Source organism: Pedobacter sp. MR2016-19 (assembly GCF_014947265.1).
Lineage (GTDB): Bacteria > Bacteroidota > Bacteroidia > Sphingobacteriales > Sphingobacteriaceae > Pedobacter.
In genome coordinates this window covers 300,467-323,749 of sequence record NZ_JADCNK010000003.1, presented here as the reverse complement: position 1 = coordinate 323,749, position 23,283 = coordinate 300,467, and the positions used below count along the sequence as shown (strand labels likewise).

The 23,283-nt window shown below is 39.0% G+C and carries 14 protein-coding genes; 1 reads left to right on the top strand and 13 read right to left on the bottom strand.

Annotated elements, in window-relative coordinates; genetic code table 11:
- Nucleotides 1-5: 5 nt before the first annotated feature.
- The 7 genes from IM793_RS06090 to IM793_RS06060 all read right to left on the bottom strand — a co-directional run bounded on the left by IM793_RS06090 (nucleotide 6) and on the right by IM793_RS06060 (nucleotide 10,783).
- Nucleotides 6-1,508 carry an O-antigen ligase family protein gene (locus IM793_RS06090; RefSeq protein WP_193420201.1) on the bottom strand — a complete coding sequence of 501 codons (1,503 nt, stop codon included), beginning with the start codon at nucleotides 1,506-1,508 and terminating at the stop codon, nucleotides 6-8.
- Nucleotides 1,509-2,034: 526 nt separating this feature from the next.
- On the bottom strand, nucleotides 2,035-2,595 hold the full coding sequence (locus tag IM793_RS06085; protein WP_193420200.1) for a hypothetical protein: 561 nt from the start codon (nucleotides 2,593-2,595) through the stop codon (nucleotides 2,035-2,037).
- A 16-nt stretch (nucleotides 2,596-2,611) separates the two neighbouring features.
- Nucleotides 2,612-3,172 (bottom strand): stage II sporulation protein M, encoded by a 561-nt coding sequence (locus tag IM793_RS06080; RefSeq protein ID WP_193420199.1) that lies wholly within the window; start codon nucleotides 3,170-3,172, stop codon nucleotides 2,612-2,614.
- A gap of 43 nt (nucleotides 3,173-3,215) precedes the next feature.
- Entirely contained in the window at nucleotides 3,216-3,491 is a 276-nt protein-coding gene (locus IM793_RS06075) for a hypothetical protein (protein ID WP_193420198.1), read from the bottom strand.
- Between the two features lie 537 nt (nucleotides 3,492-4,028).
- The gene (locus tag IM793_RS06070) at nucleotides 4,029-6,014 is read right to left on the bottom strand and encodes a discoidin domain-containing protein (protein ID WP_193420197.1); all 1,986 of its coding nucleotides are present in this window, start codon (nucleotides 6,012-6,014) and stop codon (nucleotides 4,029-4,031) included.
- Nucleotides 6,015-6,080: 66 nt separating this feature from the next.
- Complete coding sequence (locus tag IM793_RS06065; RefSeq protein WP_193420196.1) at nucleotides 6,081-8,717, bottom strand: hypothetical protein; 2,637 nt, start codon at nucleotides 8,715-8,717, stop codon at nucleotides 6,081-6,083.
- A gap of 1,715 nt (nucleotides 8,718-10,432) precedes the next feature.
- On the bottom strand, nucleotides 10,433-10,783 hold the full coding sequence (locus IM793_RS06060) for a helix-turn-helix domain-containing protein (RefSeq protein WP_193420195.1): 351 nt from the start codon (nucleotides 10,781-10,783) through the stop codon (nucleotides 10,433-10,435).
- Nucleotides 10,784-10,903: 120 nt separating this feature from the next.
- On the opposite strand from IM793_RS06060, the gene IM793_RS06055 reads away from it, so the two are divergent.
- Nucleotides 10,904-11,773: an SDR family oxidoreductase gene (locus IM793_RS06055; protein ID WP_193420194.1), complete on the top strand. Its 870-nt coding sequence runs from the start codon at nucleotides 10,904-10,906 to the stop codon at nucleotides 11,771-11,773.
- An 851-nt stretch (nucleotides 11,774-12,624) separates the two neighbouring features.
- On the opposite strand, the gene IM793_RS06050 is transcribed toward IM793_RS06055, so the two are convergent.
- The 6 genes from IM793_RS06050 to IM793_RS06025 are packed head-to-tail and all read right to left on the bottom strand — an operon-like array spanning nucleotide 12,625 to nucleotide 23,276.
- A complete protein-coding gene (locus tag IM793_RS06050) occupies nucleotides 12,625-14,877 on the bottom strand; it encodes a DPP IV N-terminal domain-containing protein (protein WP_227256149.1) in 2,253 nt (750 codons plus the stop codon).
- Nucleotides 14,864-15,958: a thioredoxin fold domain-containing protein gene (locus IM793_RS06045; RefSeq protein ID WP_193420193.1), complete on the bottom strand. Its 1,095-nt coding sequence runs from the start codon at nucleotides 15,956-15,958 to the stop codon at nucleotides 14,864-14,866. The genes IM793_RS06050 and IM793_RS06045 overlap by 14 nt, the downstream gene beginning before the upstream one ends.
- A 2-nt stretch (nucleotides 15,959-15,960) precedes the next feature.
- Nucleotides 15,961-18,309: a zinc-dependent metalloprotease gene (locus IM793_RS06040; RefSeq protein ID WP_193420192.1), complete on the bottom strand. Its 2,349-nt coding sequence runs from the start codon at nucleotides 18,307-18,309 to the stop codon at nucleotides 15,961-15,963.
- 26 nt (nucleotides 18,310-18,335) lie between these two features.
- Entirely contained in the window at nucleotides 18,336-20,759 is a 2,424-nt protein-coding gene (locus tag IM793_RS06035) for a zinc-dependent metalloprotease (protein WP_193420191.1), read from the bottom strand.
- 26 nt (nucleotides 20,760-20,785) lie between these two features.
- Nucleotides 20,786-21,733, bottom strand: coding sequence for a hypothetical protein (locus tag IM793_RS06030; RefSeq protein ID WP_193420190.1), 948 nt, complete (start codon nucleotides 21,731-21,733; stop codon nucleotides 20,786-20,788).
- Nucleotides 21,734-21,755: 22 nt separating this feature from the next.
- Nucleotides 21,756-23,276 (bottom strand): RagB/SusD family nutrient uptake outer membrane protein, encoded by a 1,521-nt coding sequence (locus tag IM793_RS06025; RefSeq protein WP_193420189.1) that lies wholly within the window; start codon nucleotides 23,274-23,276, stop codon nucleotides 21,756-21,758.
- Nucleotides 23,277-23,283: the final 7 nt, after the last annotated feature.

Genomic DNA, 23,283 nt, shown 5'->3' with positions numbered 1-23,283 from the left:
TTTGATCAGCGACTTTTTTTTAACTTATTTAAAAAACTACTCATCTCATATTTGATAGCATTAGTAGTGGTTGAGGGCACTTTTTCTTTAAGCCTCACCGCCTGAGAAGAAACAAATGCAGCAGAATTAAAATCCCCTTGTTTAAGATATAGTTTAAACAGCATATACCTCGGTAACAAGCGATTTGGAACTATATTTAAGGCATAATAGTATGCAGCTTCTGCAAGATGATATTGTTTTAATGCTTCAAGATTTTGCCCTTTAAGTAGATATAAATCACTATTACTGGAACTTTTGCAAACAGCGTTTAACAGATCCAAGCTTTCACCAAATAAACCTTTCCGGTACAAAATAATGGCTTTAGAGGTTTGATATTCTGGGTCATGACTGAGTAACAATGAAATTCTGTTCAGATTACTTCTGGAGAAATCCGGATCGGTTACATTTACCGTTTTAGCAATTTGTCTTAACCTTATAACATCAGGAAGAACATAAAACAAGGCAATAAGGCAGGTCAACATACCTGCAAATATTGTTACACGTACGGCAGTAATCCAAGCAAACGAAATAGACTTGCAATAGAAAACTACTGGTCTTCCAACGATCAAAGCGCAAAAAATGCAGATATTTATTAGAATAGCGGGATCATGGAAAGGGTAAGAAAAGCAAGCGAATAGAAGGATCACAGCAAGGCATGCAACAAACATTGACCGAAGTGTTGAAAAGTGTTTAGCACTATTAAAAACAGCGAAAACAAATGCAGCCAGCAATAGCATCCCCGCTAGCCCTTCCTCAGTCAGGAATTCTATAATTTCATTAAATGAAACATACACATTGTCGGCATTCAACTTCTCTAATGCCGTTGCCGAAGTCTGTGTCGCAAAATAATTTTGTTGATAGTCATTGTAATGATTCAGAATATTTGAGAAACCTATCCCAAAAATTGGATTTTTCGAAAAAATGCCTATAGTGATTTTCCAAACAAGGACTCGCCCTAAAGAGGAATCCTCTTTATGCAAATGAATTATATAAATGGCTACTAAGAATAGTATAGCTGTAAGGATCGAAAAAATAGACTTTTTCCACCTTTTATTTAAAAACGTTGTAAGCACACGCCATATCTCGCTCCTATAAACTATAAATATTGCCAGACACCCTGAAATCCAAGATGCTCTGGAGTCAAGTAGTGGAAGTAAAAAAAAACAAAGAATCAGATACATATAGCACCCATATCGGGCAAAGTTTGGAAATGGTAGCCCCCATTCGAAAATATGTCTTTTAACTACGTAACAGGCTAACGGCAGGAGAGATACCAGATAACCTGCAAAAACACCAGGGTTTCCAAAGGTACCTGTTATTCTAAAGTATGGATGACCGTTATTCAAAACACCTATCATCTGTAGTAATCCTATTGCCTGCTGCAGCAACCCGGCGACTAAAATCGCAAGAACTATAGAACCTGGGTTCTGATGAATACGAGTCCTTAAAAAGAATACAAATATAGACATCCCTATCAATATATATTGGCAAATTCTGAAGGGGGGTAAGATTATTGACATTCGAATTGCTATATAAATTAATAGGATTAACAAGGAAATCGTCACCCAATCCATGTGAAATCTGTTCTCCTTGGCATTAAAGATATTTGACGACCAAATAAGAGCTATTGAGAACATTATAATTGAAAATAGATAATAGGAAATTTTATCTACGTCTAAAAAATATGCAATAAAGGGAATTGTAAAAACAGCATATAAAATGTTGTCACATATTTTGTCAGTCCGGTAAAAAAATGTCAACATTTATTTATAACTTAGTTAAAATTATAAAATTATGAAAAATAAATCCGCTGTAATACTTCCTATTATACTCGTAACACTTCCATTGTTTTGTATATCGTTGTATTTTTTACTTAAAAATGCAAGTACGCCAAATTTTTTATTGGCTATCGGTGGATTTGTATGTGTTTTGGGATCAATAGTTCTAACCATTTTTTCAGTCTTACCAATGAAGAGGAAAAATTAACTACTCTAATCAGCTTAAAAGACTAGCAATAAGGTTACTCAATAAATAAAGTATTGAGAATGGTAGCAGTACACAAACTAGCGATTGAACGAATGTCAAACGTTTGAATAGATAAATCGTATATATAACCCATGGGATAGTTAATGTCATTGAAATCATATTAACCATTGAAATAAGCTTAATAGTGGGGTCTTTCTTCAATTGCACCAAGTCAGTAGTGTTAGGCAGTGGATGATGATTCATAATATAGTAAGAAATTCCTATTCCTATAATCATCGGTATAAATCCATATCCTACATTAAATAAAAATAGTTTAAATTTTCCTTCAGCGTCATAGAGCAACGAAAATAGATGTGGTATTATTGCAAGTAATACCCAAATAACAATGATCCATAGTCCGATAATGATGTGGGAAAGCCAGATAAACATCGGAGTATTTTCAAAATTTAGCCGGCTCATTAAGTTGTTGATCAGCATTGGTTCCATTATTGCACATGCTAAGACTAGCAGAAATGGGAAGATATTTGATGTTGTTTCTGGTTTAACACCAGAAACGAGAGATGTGTTCATAAAAGCGTTAAGTTAATTATAAAAAATTTTTTATCGTAATGTAGGTTTCAAGCCATGCTGCAATGGCAATGATAATCAATCCTCCAGCCCCACAATATATAAAAGAAATAATTTTTCCTCTTTCTGGTACCTTTTCCCACACGATGAATCGAATAAAAGTTACAGCACCAAAAAGACCCATAGAGGCAGTTAACCAAATTCCAATTAACTCAATGATATGGGGTGCGAGCAAAGACCGAAATAGAAATTTCAAAGGAATACCACTATCTAAAGCAATTATAACCGTATCAGCCAAAGAAAACCCATTATACATTAAGTTAATACAGGTCGGTATTCCAAAAATCACAGCACCTGCCATATTGATGAAGCCAACTTTTAAATTATTAGATAAAATTGAATGAAAAGTGGCGTCTAAATCTTTTGCTTTAATTGCATCCGCAATCTTATCGTGGGTGTTCACAAAGTTCTTAGGACTATCATTTTTAACTCTGAAGTTTTCACGAAATGCGAAACGGAGACCGAAAGGTATCAACCATAACAATATGGATGAAATGAAAAAGATGCTGAAAGTTCTCATGAATCAAATGGTGTAAATGAGCCGTAATCGGCTCATTTACAGTTTAAGCGCCTAATGCAACTGCACCAACAGCACACCAAGGACAAATTACAGCCCCGAATGCAGCACCAGTTAGTAATCCGCTTCCTGCGGTAGCTGCACCAGCAACCGCACCTAATGCCGCACCACTTGCTTCACCGGTAGCCATGTAGCCTGCAACAGCTCCACCTACTTGGTTTGTTGACGGATTTTTTGCACTCATTTCCATACCTTGAAGGAAAGCTAGCGACGCCAGCATTGAGAATGCAAATCCTAAGATCGCTTTTTTGTTATTTTTCATAGCATTTAATTTATTTCTATAAAGCTATATTTTATTTTCAATAATAAAAGTTTTTTAAAAAAATAAATTAAAAAAGCGATTACGTTTTTAAATTATTCAAAGGTTAAAATAATGTATTATTAATGCCGTCGCCACTACTTATCAAAACAATTCTCAAATCAACGTTTATAGCGTAAACTATGGTGGCGACTTGCTAAAGTTTGATAGTAGTGCTAGTAAGTATAAAGTTTATAAGTGGCTGAAGTAAATTTAATTAAGTGACTTCAGAGCTCCTGAATAGAAATAAAGGTTCACCACCTAAGCCATGGATTTATTGATAGATTTATGGCAGTGAGGTTATAACGTTAATAGCGATAGGCTTCCGCGTAATGAAATTAAAACATTAAAATTGACATATTTCTTTTTACGACAATATTTTTTCTTATTTCAGCGACTTAAATGCTTCCTAAAGAACAGGCAAATTGCTCTTTGTTGAGCCAAGTGTATAATATTATAAATCCAAAGTTAAATTTTGAAATAAGCCGTAGGCAAAATAAATCATTTAAAAACAGCTTTACCTTTTTTAATGGTGAAAATCCTTTCGTTTTGACCTGCCGAATGATTTTTAAGATAGAATAATCCGTTAATCGGCACATTTTTATAGAATAGAGAGTCGGACGTAGCTTTTTTCCGTCCAAGAGTTTTCCATCCCTTATCGGAGGAGATGAACAATTCATAATCATTCCCTGGTTTCACATAGTTATCATAGTTCCGAGGAGTGTATCTTATTTTTTTAAGAGCTAAAGGCTTTTCAAACTTTATCCCTACCCATCCAGAGTCAGAACTAGAGTGGTCAAAGGAAGTTTCGGTCAGCCCATCGGTCGCAGCTTGGTAAGTATACTGTTTATTATTGTCGTACGATCCTAAACTTCCTATTTTGACCCCTTTTAACATCGAATTATTAGGTATAAACTCAACTTCAGCGATGTTGCAATAGCTATTCTTTCCGCCTTTGTAGCGAAAAAAACAGTATTTTTTTGAGGATGTAATGTTTATTTCAGTAAAAAGTCGTTTAGGGCTGTTTGTAATTTTATATAATGTATCAGCGTCTCTAAAATCGGTATTGTTTGATGCTTCAAAAATGCCGCCAATCATACGATTGCTAAAAAAAATATCTTTGTCGACGTTGAATTTATTGAATAATGTGAGGTCATTTCTTTTACCTGTGTCCTGAATAAAAATTGGAAGTCGGCTCTGTTTGTTTACGATAAAAGGTGAGGTGATGAATTTGATGTATTGTCCATCAAAGTATGCCAGCCTTAAGATGCTGCCAGCGTCAATGTTTTTGAAATGAATATTACTATTTTCGTCAAAAGTACTCCAGTCCATTGGAATCCAACTTAACCAAGAGGGTGCACACAGGAAAACTGCTCGATCATGAGGAAATCCTTCGTAAGTGTGTTTTTTAGTTATCGTCAAATCTGTTAAATTGTTTGAGTAAAGGCCGGTTACATCTACAAAGCGGTACCGATTTTCAGAAAACTCATAGGGAATACTTTCTCCGAAGCTTAAGAGCCTTTCATAGTCTTCTTTGTTTTTTGAGAATTTTCTTCTATAAACTTTCGTTTTCATTATTGTTCTATTACCGATCATTTCAGATACATATACGATCTCTCCAAAGAAGTCAATAAGATGGTAATCTCCGTCATCGTTAGTCAAGGAAACCCAACTATGACCAACATTTTCTGCTCCCTGAAGGGGTATGTAGTCTTTGGAACATGCAATTCCAAATGTTCTGAAAAGACTGAGTGTAAACTGCACCAGGTCATCACATGAGCCGGCTAAATATTGAGATGTGAGTGCGTCAAGTGCAGGATAGTCTCTGGGGCGTGTCATCGTAAATATGGGTTTACCTGTTCTATTTATCAAACTATCTCTAAGTATGGTTGCAACTTCGATAGCATCGGTAGTTTTTATGTTACGAACTAACGGAAGATATTTTTCGAAAATTGTACGACGCCAGCTTGTAGTCATTTCATCATCTGTTCTGTAAGGTAGTATATATTCACAAAATTGCTCAAAATCATATTTTTTCGACCAAGGGAAAATTGTCCACGCTTTAAAGGCATAATCGATATTTTCGCAGAGGTAGGCGGAATCTAGTGTTTCAATATCCGTTAAAGTAAGGTTTAGGTTATTTTTGAAGCCTCCATATACAGCATTAATAGAATCTAAAATCTTAACAGGCTCGGTTTTACTTTGCCGCAATGCTCGAAAATAAGATGTGTAGTCAACTAAATTTTTGCCTGAATAGGATATGTAGCCGGGCATATTCTTAATTAAGAATACAGCAGCTTTGTATTTAAGGCTATCAGAGGAAGATTTGGAATACCTTTTTAGCACTTTTTCCAGTTGAACTCTATTGTCTCCCGCTATACCGAGTGCCTTTTCAAGGTCTGTATCGGTATTTTGCGATTTGCAACTGACAAGACAAATCAGTACTAAAAAAGGGTATAATATGTATTTATTAACAAATGGACTCATTTTGAAGTGATTTCTTTATTTTTATTAATTTGAATGAATTTTTACCTAATTGGTTAGATTAACCACCTATTTCCAATTATAATTAAAGTATCCGTGAATATTTTTTCCTGTTGAATTAGGAACCCAAATTTTATAATCATACCAACCGTAATCTGAAATATCATTAAACGCCTTGCTTAGGTTGCCCTCAGCCGCAAGTGAGAATCCAGCATGATTATTATATCCCATAATGGCGACATATTTTTTCGGGTTATTTGGATTGGGGTATACAAAATAATAGTTTAACCTATTTCCCGTCAATTTTTTATTGCCAATTATGACAGAATTAACATCAACTTTTAAAGGAAGTCTACTAAGAAGGCTTTTAAATGCTGAGTTTGATTTTGGTGACCCTATTAATATGATATTTGACCTTTTTATATCATCCACAGTTAGATCCTTATCTGACTTGATATGGAAACCTGTATAATAACGATCTGTCCATTGACTATTTAAGGAATCCACAACGGATTTAATTTTAGCTGTTTCTTCTTTATTGCCAGAAGTACCAGGTACCACAATAAAAGATGTTGTAAAAACATGAGCAAAGGGACCTTCAATCTCCTTATTTTTAAACTTTCTATTACCGGAAAGGTCTTTACCTACAGTAAACATTTTCGCAGAATTATTGCTACTTACTTTGAGGACAGTGTCATTATCTATAATTGTCAGTTGGGCTTTTTTATTGTAAGGAAGTTTTTTTAAATCAACAGAGTAACTTATTATATTTTCTCTATGAATTTTGAGTACATTATTTTGAATGCGTGCGTTAATTAATGCCTTTTTACCATTGTAAATTGCATTTAAAGTAATCCAAAATGATTTATTATATTTTAACTGGTTAGTTGCAAAATTTATACTTTTCGGGGCCTGAGGTGATCTTATGCTGCTAAAGAACCGAAAAATATCATCCAAATGCTCTTCAGAGTAAAAAGTTTTAAACTCCATAGGTAATCTTTTATAATGATATCCTGTTAATCCAGCTTTTTTCGCATCCATGTTCAGTTGTTTACTTACTTTAATTGGGCTGTGAGGATCAATTTCGCTATGAATGTTATAAAATGGAAGATTGGTAATATTACATAGAAAATTTAATGGAAGATTTTGTTGCAGCCAAATATTGTTTTCAACGGGGATGCTAAATTGAGGTGCAATAGTTGAAATCGCCGCAAATTTATCCGGATAACGGACCGCTAAATTTAAAGCACTATGACTTGATAAACACGCACCTCTTAAATATAATCTGTTAGTATCTATATTAAAGTCTTTTCTCACATCTTTTATAGCTTCCCAAAGATCAGCCTCATCAATACCGTTATGATTTTGCTTGTCTATAATTCTGCTCCCTGGATCAAGGACAATCATGTTATATTTATTAGCCAAATCTGTAAATTGTTCAAATAAGTCAATATTAGCAAATCGAAATGATTGTAAAGGAGATTCAAACCGTTTCATAAATTTAGGAAGTTCAATTACCATTGCAGTTGGTTTTTCAGGATTGTAATTAACCGGCACATGTAATTGATAATATTGAATTCCATCGTCAATTTCAGAAACGTAGGACCTTAATAATCCTCCGACGGCTTCACCAGGCTTAATTCTTTTATTTAATACATTGTATTGTATGTTTAGGTTTATGAGCAAAGATGTCATTTTTTTACCCCAAGCACGTTTTTCGTAACTTTCTTTACCAATGTTCTCTGGCTTCGTTAAATGCTTAAACCGAAATTCCAATGCATTTATGGTATTATCCTTTTTATATAAAGGGTGCACCTTGATGCTTTTAATAAGCTGATCTATCTTACTTATAATATCACCTTTATAGAAGCGACTGTCGAATGTATTGCCATGAGCATAAAATTTTGTTGTATAAAGACCGTCCGGTAAGTGACTGATGTTAATAAATTCATCTGTTTTTATTTCGTAAGATGCTTTTTCAGGACCAGCAAGATCCAATTTATATTTTCCTTTTGGCATCTCCCAAATGAGTTTAATACTATCGTTCTCTATCACATTTCTATATAAAAAACTATTACCAAAATCCAGAAGGAAATTTTGTTCATGACGCATGAGTCCTTCCTTGCTCCCTTTTTCGATGGCCGCGAACACTTCACATGGATTTTGTAAATTACTTACCCGAATAAGCAGAAAATTAGAGCCTTTATTTAAATTTAAGTCAATATAATTCTCATAAATCCTCAATGCTTCTCCTTTTTCGTCTGAAAAAACCAATTTATTATTTAACCATATTTTTATGCCTTCATTGCTTGAAAAATTTAGCTTAAGATTTTGCTTATCAGTAGATTTTATTAAACACCCGGCATAAGCTACTCCTTTTATTTGATGCGATTTCGGTTTATTGAATATCTTATTAAAATCGATTTTGTGATCGGGAGAGATAGCGATAATATTCTTAAAGCTTGTGTCACTTTTAGAATTCATATCCTCAAAATCATTATAATCTAGGGTAGATTCATCATATCCAAGTTTTTCTAAATGGCGGGTTTCAAAATTGTTGGCTAAAGTGTCATTTTTGAAAGGGCCTACGACCCGCCATTTATTTATCAAAATTCCATCAGGCGATAGTTTGTCAACATTATAAAACGCGGAATCCTTGCACCCTAGTAGAAGGAGCAATGGAAATAGATAAAAGAGTTTTCTCATTAGTAATTGCGTAATTTAGAATTACACAAGGTATAGATATTATTGACGATTTAGAAAAAATTCGGTAAGATTTGACATTTTCATTGGGCTGCCTTATCATCTATTTCCCGATTCACTTATTTAGTTTTACACTTATCCTGTAAGGTTTCCAGTCAGGATAATTACCTCCTATTTTACAATAGAAACAGGCAATTGATGGGCTTGGTTAGTTAAGTTAGATCTACAAGGACGTGTATTTCGTTGAAAGTGTTCTTCGTCACTTTTAGTGAAAACCTATAAATGATACTCTATGTGATAGATTCTTAGCAGCACAATGAACTTTTTTGAGCTTGAAAAAATTATTCTTTTTAAAGTGGGATATGCGCCCTTCACCAAAAGTGACGAAGAACTGTGAAAGTTCCCTCTCTGTTTCCGGGCAAACTAGCTACCTGTCCTGAATTTAATTGAAAATCAGAAAAAAAATATAAGTTATTAAATATCAAATCAATAACTTATATTTCGTTATGCAAAAAAATTGTTCTTACAAAAGAAGTTAAATCATGTTAAAGTAACGAGTGCCCACTATAAAATGATCAGTAACTATTATTTATAACTTACTCATTTAGTACCGATTGGAATATTCAGATGTTATCCCAGCGGGTCACAGAAATCCTCCTACTTTCGTTGGAGGATTTTTATTTAAAAAGGATTTCACTATGCTAAAATCCCGAACAGCCGTTTATCGCCCTTTTGTGCAGGCTACTCCGACACAGCTATACACCAATAATACCTTACGGTAACTTTCTCCTTACCTCTTATTGAGTTATTGTTTACCCTCCAACCCAAAGCGAGGTAAATCTTTGACCTACCTGATCTACAACAAGGCTACAACTCAACCGAAGTAAGGGTGAAGTAGTGTGCAAGCAAGCCATACGCTAACCTGGCCGGAAGGCGGCCGAAACGTGGGGTAAATGTGGCGTGAAGGTGGAATTTTGGATATTTTTTTGGGGATTTTTTAATCAGATGGATTAAATTGGGTGATTAGCCCTTTTGGTTATGCTAAGATACAAAATTTATGGCTAGCCGGAATGGAATGATCAAAATTAATAGGCAAACTGGATTTTGTTTTTTTTTTACAAATACGAAATTAAGGTCCCTTCGATAACGCTATCAATGACAGAATCAACAGAGTGGTCGTCTTTCCCGCGCAGGCGGGAATCTTAAAGCGCTTGCATTACGATTCCCAATCAAGTTGGGAATGACGAACCGCCAAAACCTGCCATCAACACTCCGATGTATTTGAAAAATTCTAACGTCTACCATTGACGTTATTTTACAAATCTTATTTTGCTTATTTTTTTATGCGGTTGTATTTATGCCTGGGCCTTTCTTAGAAAACCTAACCGTTTGCCATGCATCAGGTTTTCGACATCGGGTATCGATGTAACCTCTCTTCTTAAATAAAGCCGGTATTTTTTGTAAGTCTGCAATAGTCTCCAGGTCGTAAGGACATTATTCTTTTCCAAAAGCATCATCCAGATCAGAACCAATTCCAACATGACTGGTATTTCCGGCCAACTGGCAAATAAGGTCGATCATCACCTCCAGGTTACAGTTAACGACAGGATTTGGCCATTAGTGATGATATTGATTTATTAGTTACACTTGCTCTTTTTTATCGCTTGCGACAATAGGTTGTTATCCAGGCGGGATGTGATTTTGAATTTAAAATTTTTTCAATCAGGGAGTTGTATGATCTCTTGAGATGAATTGCCCTCCTCTTTTTTATTCCAGGCTGATATATAGGTCAACAGAGGGCAAAGGCTTCTTCCAAAATCTGTGAGTGCATACTCCACCTTAGGTGGAAGCTCCTTGTACTGCTTCCTGCTAATTAAGCCATCCGCTTCAAGTTCTCTCAGTTGTTCAGTTAATACTTTTCTTGATATAGCGGGTATCCGGACATTGATTTCCCCAAAACGCCTGGCATGCTTGGAAAGCACGTGCAAAATAATCACTTTCCACCGTCCTCCAATAAGCGCTATGGTTTCCATAGCAGGACATCCAGCATGATCTAAGTTATTTTCCATTAGTTACGTTAAGGTTACCACTATTTGTTCTGATATCAGATCACAAGCGTTACTTTCAGAATCAATATTACTTCCTTTGCCTGACAAAAGTAATTGATTATTAATCTTAAAACAAAAATTATGATTTTAGTAACTGGTGCAACAGGCAATTTAGGTAAAGCCACCATTAATTCGCTCTTAAACAATGGTACAGATGCAAAAGACATTGCTGCATTGGTAAGAGATGAAACTAAGGCGACAGCATTTAAATCGAATGGAATTCAGGTGAAGCCTGGCGACTATCAGGATTTTGAGTCATTGAAGATTGCATTCGAGGGTGTAGACAAGCTGTTGCTAATATCTTCTTCATCAGCTATCGTAAACAGGTTCAACCAGCACAAAAATGTGATTGATGCAGCCGGTGAAGCTGGTGTCAGCCATATCGTCTACACGGGTTTTGATATGAAAGATTTACAGCAAAGCTCAATGGCTGAAGATGTTCAATACCATGCATACACAACTGATTATTTAAAACAAATGGCCGTTCCTTATACATTGATGAATAATACACTCTATGCCGATATGATTCCGATAATTTCTGGAAAAAATATTTTGGAGAATGGTATCTCCATCCCGGCAGGAGCTGGCAAAGTGCCTTTTTTACCAATAACAGAAATGGCTGAAGCTTTAGCTGTTGTACTGACTACTCCGGGCCACGAAAATAAGGAATATGTTATTGCTGCAGAGGCCGCTTTCTCCTTCGCTGAGATTGCTGACATACTATCAGAGATCACAGGGACAACGATAACTTATAACCCAACGGAGGTAATGGTCTATGTTGGGCAACTTGTTCAGCAAGGGGTTTCTGAAGATGATGCAGCGTATCTGTCAAGGTTCGCCGGAGCGATAGCCAGAGGAGAATTCGATACTAATAAAAGTGATGTAAAACAACTACTGGGCAGGGCTACAACCAGTTTGCCAGATTTTTTAAGAAACCTATATAGTAAGTAATTTTTGTTCTTTAAAATGGAACTTACTCAGTAAAAAATAATCACAGTGGAGAAAAATGTTGTGGATACCAGCTACTTTATTTAAGTATTACGCCTATTTTCCACGACAATATTGTTTTGCCCTTTCCGCACAATTTGTTATTAAACGATGGGATATATTTGCCATTTTCTTAGATTTCAAAACTTTTCAAGTACCCAAAAAAACAGTGGGTATTTGAAAAGTTAAAATTCAGCTATTTTAAACAAATCGGAAAATGGTTTCTCTTTAAATCAAATGACAACAGACTCCCTAACTACAAGTGCCGTTTTTTTACTTCCGGTTAAGCGATCTGAATTTTAAAGGAGACATACCGCTTCGCTGAGCACTTCGTGGTTCCCGCCTGCGCCTATCGTGTGGACACAATTAATTATAACATTCTTCTATCGCTCTATGCCGCGAGGCATGGTACTTTGGAGCGCCAAAGTACCCAAAGCGCTTTGTCAATCCAGCAATGAGCCTTTTGCGCAATCTCACGCGCATCAAAAAAACAGTGACACTTCGTTTTGTGTTCAATATTTTTTAAAATTAAATCATCGGTTATGAACACAAAACCACTGCGTTTCAGGTTTGTTAGTGCCATTTTTACTGTTGTGCACCTGTTTTTTTGATTTCCCCGGCTCTTGGGATTGACAGCGTCCTTGGTTAAAATCCGTGCTTTATTAAAGTTGGTTAGCAAAACGCCTAAAAAACCTTAAAAAATATATGTCCACACGATAGGCCTGCGCGAGATCCGATAGCTATCGGATGACGGGAAACGAAATAAAATTCTGACCTTAAAGCAAGATTTTACTTTCGAGACAACCTCATCTTTTTCAATAAGCATGAAAAAAGCACTTTGAAAAAAATTGTCGCGTCCTTTTCTCATAATAAGTTTTATATGGCTCTTCATACGTATGGTGCTGCCCTGGAAGCATCAGAAGTTCAAAATTTTTATCTGCCAGAATCAATGCATTAACCATACGCATCGTCGCTGCCGGGTTCACATTTTCATCAGACTCTGCTGCAACAAGCAGCAAAGGCCCTTTGATGTTCTTTGCAAGGCTTTGATTTAAATCATAGGGCTTATCAAAACCCTGATAACTTTCTCCCCAGGTGCGGTTGTATAAGGTGTTGTCGTGATTACCTGAAGATGAAACTGCGGCTTTATAAAAATCAGGATAAGTTCCCAATGCAGCTACAGCCATCATACCGCCGCCAGAATGTCCATAGATACCAATCTTGTCCATGTCCATAAAAGCATAGCGTTTGCCTAATTGTTCCAAACCATACTTATCATCCTCCAGCGCATAATCTCGGATATTCCCATAACCATACTTGTAATAAGCTGCATTGCGATAAGGCGAACCCCCACGGTGCCCCATCACCACTACCACAAAGCCATCCTGCGCCAGTTCGGTATTGTTATAACGATCTACTAGTGTAAACTGTGTCCATACCGTTTCTGTAAAAGGGCCGGGATAAACCTGAGAGATCACCGGATACTTTTTGTTCGGATCAAAATTAAAGGGTTTCCACATCAGGCCATAGAGATTCGTCACGCCATCTTTAGCCTTTACGGTAAAAGGTTCAGCCGGCTTCCAACCGTAAGCGTAAAGCTTGGTTAGGTCCGGATCCAAAACCTCGAGCATTTTCTTGCCTTCATTGTCCCTCACCACAGCTTTAGGCTTTAGATCAATCCTTGAATAATTGTCGACAAAATACTGAAGATCCGGAGACATAAATACCTGATGCGTTGCATTTTCGGGGCTTAATAACAACTGCTTTTTGCCCCCAAAATCTGCCTTATACAAAAAAGCATAATACGGGTTCCGGTCTTTCTCTTTGCCGTAGCCATAGAAATACAGCTCCTGCTTCAGCGTGTCTGTCGCCACGACTTTCCCAGCAGTCCAGTTGCCACTGGTTATGGCATGTTGCAGCTCACCAGCACCGTTGTAAAGGTAATAATGCCCCCAACCGGAACGGTCAGACCACCAAATGATGTTTTTTCCCGCTTGAAGAATACTTACATTAAAAAGATCTTCATTTATAAATGGCTTACTCACCTCATGGATAATAGAACGAACTTTCCCGGTATGCAGGTTAACCGCACACAAATCCAGCTCATCCCGCGTCCGCTTCCGGCGCAGGAGAAAAACTTCGTCCTTTAAACCACTTGCCCTCACCACGGAAACTTCCTGATCGGGCCATAGGGCTATGTCTATTTTTTGCAAGCGCTGCTCCGCTACATCGCCAATAAAAAAATCATATTGCGCCACCTCTTTATCTCCTGGCAGTTCGTAAACATACGTATTTACATAAGGCCTGGGCGACATCAGGGAATTGGTCACCGTCATTGTCCCTACCTTTCTGTTATCCTTACGCAATACATAGAAATGCTTCGAATCGGGCAGCCAATACGCATCAGTGGGCGTATTGGTCTCCGCAAAATTGTCCGTTCCATTAATCGAGAAAGAGAAATTCTCCGCGCCATCAGTCGTCAATACCTTTTCTGTACTGTCGGCTATTCTTTTCAGGTAAAGATTGTGGTGCCTCGCATATAATAACCATTGTTTATCAGGCGAAAGATCTCCAATATGGTATACAGGCGTTTCCAGCTTTGTTGTAGCGCGTTTATTTAGCTTTTTTGTCAGGTAATTATAATCATAGATTTGATCATGATAACCGACTTCAACCGTCCGTCCATCAGCTGAAAAATTAGTCTGATACTGGATTTTTGATGCCTCTACTTGCTGTTTAAGTATACTGTACAGGCTTTTCTCAATATTCGCTTTGTCAAATAAGGGCTGCTTCGTTTTTTTGGCAGGATCAACCAGGTAGTAGTTGCTGACTGACTGGTTTTCTCCCTCCGGAGGATTGTCGATCATCCAGAATTTCCCGGTGCCTTTGATAAAAAACGGAATCACCTGCATTGTCCCTACCTGTTTTAGCAAATTAGCTGGACTAAAATGCCCCGCCGTATCTGCCAGCTTTTGTTGAGCAAAGGCTGGCAGACAGATGGAGACACTGCAGAGCGCAATAAATACATATTTCTTAAACCGGAACATATTTACCTTAGTAATTCTCATACATTTTTGCAGTAGAAATGATAAATGGGTCTTTCGAAGTACGGATAATCTTTTCGGAAATCTCTTTCATCCTTGGCAGCTTCTCCCGTTTGGACACGCCATATCCCGACCAAAAATCATAAGCGATCCGCTGGTTTTGCGGACTGAAATCCTGAATGTGATCGGCCAGGATATTGGATACCTTCAGCCAGTTTTTTTCTCCCGCAGCTTCGGCCATGTTCATCATCAGGATCAACTGATCTTTGTCTTTCAGATTTGTTGCGATGAGCTGCTTGCGGTAATGTGCAAATTCAGTTTTAACATAAGGATGTTCTTGAAAATAAAAACCGTTTAACGCATAACCGGCTACCTTTCTGAACATATCTCCCATTCGCTTTTCTACCGTATCCTTCCCATTGTGTTTCACAAAGGCCTTCCAGTTGCTTGCCAGATAATCAAAGTTTTTGCTGTGTACATTAGACAAGTACATGTCATACCGGTTGGCGCCGAAAAGAAACCAGTTTTCGGGCATCACTTTCTCCTGGTCTGTAAGACTGTTGAAATAAGTAGTGGCAATTTCCTTCGCGGGATTGATCTCCATCATATTGATCTTCTCTTTGATGTAATCCCTAATGAAGGCATGATCCCTGTTGCCGGCTGCATATTCCCGGTTCATCCTGGCTATTTTGTTTTCAGGATTCATCCCCTCTTTCACCTTTGATATGAATTCATCTGCATCCATTGCACCCACAAACTTATAAACCAGATCACCGTTACCATTCAGGAGCAAAAACGAGGGAAATGCACCCACTTTATAGGTTTTCAAAGCAGGAATACCATCTCCCTTTTCCATATCCAGACCCACATTTACGAAATTCTGATTGAAAAAGTCGGCCACAGAATCAATTGTAAAAATGTTCTTCGCCATGTGTTTACAGGGTACGCACCACTCGGTAAAGCAATCGACAAAAACCAATTTATTACCTGCCTTTGCTTTGTTAAGAGCCAACTGCAGACTTCCTTTTTCAAAAGTAATCTCTCTGTTTTGCGCATAGACTGATGCACCTGTCAGGAACAAAAGGAATAAGAATATTTTTTTCATCTCTAGCTTTTCTTTTGGTTCATTCCTTTTTCAACTTTTTCCCTGAGCATCTGATAAAGCGCTTTCGCTTTTGGGTCCTGGTGTTGTTCTGACAGTTCCTTAATATGTTTCATGGTCCTGACGAAATAAAAATGAATAACTTCACTTGAATCACTCAAGCCCGCAGCAAAATTGTTTTTTACTGTTGCATCAGCCAGGTCGAATATAAACTTGCTCTGCATCAGCCTGGTATGTTCATTCAATGGATTCACCGAATCAAAATCTTTGAACACATAACGATCCAGGTCTTCAAAAAGATCAAGACTGGTATAGGCCTGATTTCCCATCTCATGCTCTGCTGTAATCAGATTGTTCAATACTTCGGGACTAATTAATTTGCGCAATAAATCCTGCATGCTGTTTTGCATTTTGGTATCCTCAGACTCATTGTTCTCCAGGTTCATTCTTTTGTTCTGCATCCAGGAAGGAACTCCGCTGAAAAACCAGTTATTCAATAAGGCCATTGCCTTTTTCTGTTCTTTCTTAGTGGTATATATTACAGGTACCTCATTATAATTCCGCAATACCGGCCGTAAGGATATCCCTCCGATATAGCTCGCCACGTTGTCTGTATAGAGTTGGAAATTTTTCTGATAGGCGGAAGAAAGCAATTTGAATTTTCTCCAGTCATCATCGCCTCCTTTCATCTCCTCAGAAACCTTTTCTACTTGCGGATAGTAGCGCATTAAGTTATTCATTGCCAGTTCTGCAGCTTCCAGCTGATCAGCAGAAACATCGCCTTTACGGGTAAAGGGATCACTTTTATTCTCCTCCAGAAACATTAGTGCAGCGTTGGAAGGTTTCAGGGAAGCCAGGCTTTTCTTTTCGGCATTGCGATCGGCAAATACGCGGTAAGCCCAACCAATTGCCAGCTCGTCATAAGCGGAAACCCTGGGCATTAAATCTGTTACCGCAACATCATCTTCAGGCTGAACCAGAAAGTTAAACTGTGTATCATCAGTTACAGACGAAGAGAAACTATGTTGCTTTAACCAATTACCAGAACGGAGTTGAGCAGGCGTATAAGCCGCACTTCCATGCAGGTTGGGCACCATTCCCAAAACCTCTCCCATGGCCTGGGCAACTTTCCACCGCATCATTTCCCCACGCACTTCAGGGTTATACAAGTCTTTCAAAACCCTGGGGTCTTTCATACTGCACTTGGTAAAATAAGAGGGAAGCAGATCATTCACCACCTGGTCTGAAATGCTCATCTTGGCCGTATAAATTTCCCCGGTGCGTGGGTCGCTCAGCAAATTTACCGGCACATCACTAGCGCCTCCTCCCCATTTGATCTGGATCTTTCCTGCAGATAGCCAGTTCTCATTCTCAGCTTTGGCAATCACCAACACATCCTTAAATCCCGCTTTTTCGAAGGCAGCATTCCACTGGGCAATGCCTTGTTTCACATAAGGCAGAAATAAAGCGGGGGTATTCTTGTCAATATAAACTGTAATTGCCTTTGCCGGCGTAACCAATACACCCGCATTGTACTTTTGCTGGTCTGCCGGGCGTACATTAAGGTTCCATTTGGTAATTACCTTAACGTTTCTCACCCCGTATGGATACTTTCCAAAATCATTGTAGGCCACTGTAGCAAATCCTATTCTTGGATCAGACTCCCGGACTTTCATTTTTGAGACAGGAAGGCGCTGGAGCCCCAGATTGAGTACAAAAGCTACAGCCTTATCTACGGCTTTGTTCCCATTTACGCTGTTTCCCGGAACAGTTTGCGTACGTAACACGGAAAATACCACACCTTCTCCCGAAGCTTTTACTTCCTGTACACCGGAGCGGGCAGGATCAGAACTACTCAAGTCACTAAAATCCTTGAAAGAAAATAAATTGCCACCTTCTATCAATTCGCGGGTCAGCTCAATAATATAACTTTTCTTGTCTTTCCCTCTGGCCACTACGGGAATTACATAACTTACCGGAGTAAGGTTAGATTTTTGCACCAGCTCTTCAAAACCCTGATTGAAGTCGGCTGAGGTTTCTTCTTTATATACTTCTTTAGTTACATTGAGCACATTTCCGTTTCCCACACCAAAACGGATTACGCCAGATGACTGGGCAATATTGTTGGCAAAACCACGGGCGATGTCGCCAATGACCAGAAGATCGGTATTTAAAGTGCTGGCTGGGATCTCCAGGAAATAATTGGAACCATCCTGGTATACGGTAAATAAACCAGGCGTCACTTTCATCTGTTTTTTATAGAATTTTTCAAAAGGTGTTGGTTCATCCAGCGGTAGCGCCTTCGCCTGAAGGCTCAGCACTACTGCAAAAAAGATTGATAAGATATACTTCATTTCTATGTTTAATTATTTATACTAAATTATCTACTCAGGTAAGCTGCATCATTATCTGTACGCCACATTTCAACCATATCCGCAATCGCCATTAAATGGGTTTTGGAAATAAAGTCCTTTTGCTTTTCGGCTGCAGCCCTGCTTTGTTCTTCAATACGCAACACCATTTTGTTCATGGTGAACCATACGTCATTATTTAAAACTTCCCGGCTATCAGCATTCATCAAAAGGCTGGTGATAAACTTGCGCTGAAACATGCGGTTATACCGGGAAATCGGCCGATCCAGATCTTTGAAGACGATGTGCTCCAGGTCAGTTAAAAACTCAGCCGCCGGGTAAGTTGCATTGCCGGAAATATTCTCTATGTTAGCCATAGCATAATATTTCCCCATCAAACGACCCATCAGGTCGCCATAAGTATCTTCTACATCTGTGTCGAAACTGAATCCGGTCCTGGCCATCACGTCTTCAGGATAGAGCCATTTCGGTTCAGTAAACATGAACTTTGACAGATAATCCATCGCTTCTTTCTGCTGCGCCCGGCTCACCGGAACATAGCTTGACTTCTGCTCCTCACGCAATGGTTTATCGCTGAAAACGCTCCCTATATTTTTCACTACGTGCTGGAGATAGTTGTGGTAACGACCTTCGACAGCTCTGTACATCGACCGCAACGTTCCATATCCATCATCAACGGAGCTCCACTGTTCGATGTTCGCCATGATCTTTTTCAGGTTCTCTACCCCAAGTGCATTTGCTTTCATATTATTGTCGCCCACATCCTCACTCTGTACCCTTGGATCGTACATATCAGCTTCGTCAGAATAAAAATATTTAGGGTCTTTTCTTTTTTCAGATACCCATTGTTTCAACTGATCTGCTATAACACTGGCATCTTTAGACAGTGGAAAATAACGATACCCCCATTCTATGGCATAATCATCGTAAACCCCAACCACTGGCAGCAAATCCTTCGGATCCATTTTGTCCTGAGGCTGGGCAGCATAATTAAAACGCATATAGTCCATTACAGATGGCCCAAAACCATGCGCCCGTACGTAATCGCGGTTACGGATGCTATCTACTGAATAGGAAGAACTTCCCGCAAAATTATGACGCAATCCCAGCGTGTGTCCTACCTCATGGGTAATCACATTTCTCAGTAAAGTACCCATTAATGCGGTATTAACAGGGAACTTTCTCGCAGCGGGATCATTGGCCGCAGACATTGAAAAATACCAGCGTTGCAAGAGCTCCATGATGTTGTGAAACACGGCGATATGAGAGGTCAGAATTTCTCCCGAACGTGGGTCTACCACTTGTGGACCATAGGCATTTGGAACCTCTGAAGGCTTGTAAGAAATATAAGCATACCTGGCATCCTCCATACTGTAGTCAGGATCCTCTTCTTTCGTCGGCGATAGTTTACCTGTAATGGCATTCTTAAAGCCAATTTTTTCAAAGCTTTTTCTCCAGGCATTTACCCCGTCAATGATGTATGGAACCAGAAAGGCTGGAGTATTCCGGTCGATATAAAAGACGATAGGCTTAGCTGGCTCTACCAGTTCTCCCTTCAGGTACTTTTCCAAATCCTCAGGTTTTGGTTCCACGCGCCACCTGTTGGCCATAACCGTGAACTCGCTTTTCTCAGGATTATCATAGTTCCTTAGCCCTGTAGAAAAGTAACCCACTCTGGTGTCGGCATAGCGTTGCGCCATAGGTACCTCTGGCAGCAAAAACCACGATGCACCAACCTCCCACATAGTGGGGTTCATCTCGGGTGCCTTTACAGGCGCTGAGGTCGGATCAGCAGGTGGCATTTGGGGAGGATCACCTGCTGCATAACTTTTTACAGAGCGGAATACCAGGTTATTATCGTAGGCACTTACGCCCAGAATCTTTGATTTCTCCGGCTCAAAGGCACCGAGCTTCAACTCGGTTGCCGCTCCTTTTAAGGAAAACAGATCACTGTCACCATTAAACAGATTAGTGACATCAATTAAGGAACTCGAATCGCCGGTAGCCACAATATCAAAAGCCAATAAAGCGGGTTTCAATTGTAACCTATAGCTGTTAAAATAATAACTGGTGGTATCTGTAGCTTGTACAAAATCCGGATCCACAATGTTGATCTTGCCATTTATCCCTTTGTTGAATCGAATTACCCGGTCGTTGATCGCATCGCCAGCGAAACCATAACGCATCGATGGATTTCGTTTACGCTGGGCAGAGCCTCTAATGATGCTGATACTGGTTAAGATGTCTCTTCCCAACAACCTGTCTGGTATCTCCAACAGGTATTTATCATCCTGAACATACACGTTGAACATGCCTTTTTGCATTTTCGCTTCTGCCTTAATGAATTTTTTAATGGTTGTTGCGTGCTGATCCTGTGCTTTTGATACTGAGGAAAACAGCATCAAAAGCAGAATCGGAAAAATGAATTTCATAATTGTTTGTTTAATTATCTTTTGTATCAGTTTGCTTGTGCTGCATTACCTATGAGTTGCAGGTCTACATTATAATTCTCTTTGAAGTAGTTCCTTACCAGATCATATCTTCGTTTGATTATGCCATTGCTGTCCTTAGCCGGATTCAGTATTCCCGTAAAAGATGTATCCCAGCTATCAGGCAGCCTGTTCAGGTTGTCTTCGGAAAAGCTGACCATGGCTTGTATATAGAGGTACCAATCTGAAGTAGCAGTAGGTCCATTGTAATAGGGTGTCAACATCCCTTTCGCATAAGCATCAGCATCACTTGTAGGAGCGATGGTATAATTTGCTGAACCTGAAAATGCAGTTGTAGGAGCTGTTTTTTTTGCTTCCGTAATGCTGTTGATCAAATTTAAGTTCACCTTAGCCAGATATGTTCTTTTCTCCTCTGGTGTAATGGTTAAAACATTAGCATTCCCGTAGTTTAGCAGTAAATTGTTATAGTTGTACCAGGCAGCCACGGATCTTACACCCTTCACTACTGTAGCCGGACTAGTAGAAAAGTCAAATTCATTATAAATAGAATCCACTTCACTGCACAGTAAGATCTTCGAAGGCAAAAATGCTTTCAGGAATTTTTCAGAATAGAAATTCAGGCACTGGCTTTCAAAAAGATCCAGCTGCTGGTTAATGAATGTCTGATCTGCAGCCTTCATTTCAAATCCGTCTGACCAATATTGTCCTTGCTTTATCGCATTTTTGTAGCCTGTTGGGGTCCAGTAAGCATCCTTTTCTGAAAATTGGTATAAAAAATAGGTGCCGTACTTCTTATAATAATTCAGAATTCTGGTATCATAATCATGATTACCCTGTGGCAGCGTATATCCTTCATTTCCTTCTGTTGGCAACAAAGGAGCCTCCTTTTTACTGCAGCCAGACCAAATCACCGACAGTAAAAGCAGGCTTATGGCATATATCAAATATCTTTTCATGGTTCTCTTCGTTTTGGTTTGATTATCGTGGATTTTGAGCCAGCCTGCCATTTTTCAATGTCGCGGTAAATGGAATAGGCAGGGCATAAATTAAACTACCTGAACGCAATGTGTAGTCAGTCGTAGTACCGTCAGCATCAATGAAACGATGGCTAATGCTCAATCCCCACCTTTTGATGTCCATCCAGCGGTGTCCGCTTTCCAAACAAAGCTCACGACGGCGCTCATCCTGGCAAAATTTAAAAAGGTCATTTGCGTTGCTATAGTTAACCGGTTGATAGGCGACATTTCGTGTATCATACCTACTGGCGCGCAAGGTATTCAGATCTGCGTTTGCTTTCGCTGCCGAACTCACATCTCCATTCAGAAATTTCTTCGCATAAGCCTCCGCTCTGTTGAGGTAAACTTCCGCAATTCTGATCCCATCAGTGCCGTATTTAGGTATAGAGCCAATTTTCCCGTTGCCCAGCAGATAACCTGCGTTGTTGACAAATCCCATTCTGAAATATCCAGGATACCTCAGGTCTTTCCTGTCATCACTCGCTGTACTGGTTTCATAAAGTGCAGCAAGAGATCCGGATACGGTATATGGAGGACGATCATTCCGTTGTTCCGGGAAATAACCATTTGGGGCATTTGGATTAATTCCGTACACCCATACTACCTCCGGACTTACCGTAACATCGTATATTTTTCCGCCTGAAAAACCACCTGCATCAAAAAATGATTTCATTTGCGTTAGAACGGGTCTTTCAGTCAGTACCAGATTTGCGTACTGAATTACTTTATCCATATCTTCCGCCCTTCCCATATAAAGATAGAGCCTGGTTAAAAGACTATAAGCAGCGATATGTCCCACACGAAAAGTCGAGGCTTCTGTAAAATTGGCTTTCAGTAAGCCTGCTGCCTCCAGCAGATCTTTTTCAATCTGTCCGTATACTTCTTTCAACGTATTCCGTACGGGGTATTGGTCGGTAACCACACTATTCAGGATCAGAGGAACGCCGAGGCTCACATTAGGATCAATGCCTGCACCACTATAAGGTTGTCCATATAACGTTACCAGTTTCAGATAATAGTAAGCACGTAAGAAAAGTACCTGCCCTAACAGTGCGTTCTTTTGCTCTGTTGAGCCGGAAACTTTCACGAGGTTGTCAATAACCGTATTACAACCTTTGATTTTAGTGTAGTAAATACTCCAGGAATCAGTACCCAACGAAAGTATGGGGTCGCCATCGAACATCCTGGCATCCCATTTAAATACACGTGTACCGTTCTGCAGGTAAGGAAGATAAACATCATCCGGATTCCCATCAAAAGTTCTTCCCAATCCATTCGATTGTATATCATCTGTCAGTAAATCAACATAGGTGTCTGTTACAATCTGATAAGGATAAGCTTCTCCATTCATCAGGGATTGCAGATCGGCAACCGTCTCTGGCTTAATTTCATCCGGGCTTCTTTCTTCCAGAAACTTTTTACAGGAGGAAAAAGTCAGGGAGCTGAGCAAAAGAAGCAATCCATATATCGTATATTTTATCATGTTTCTA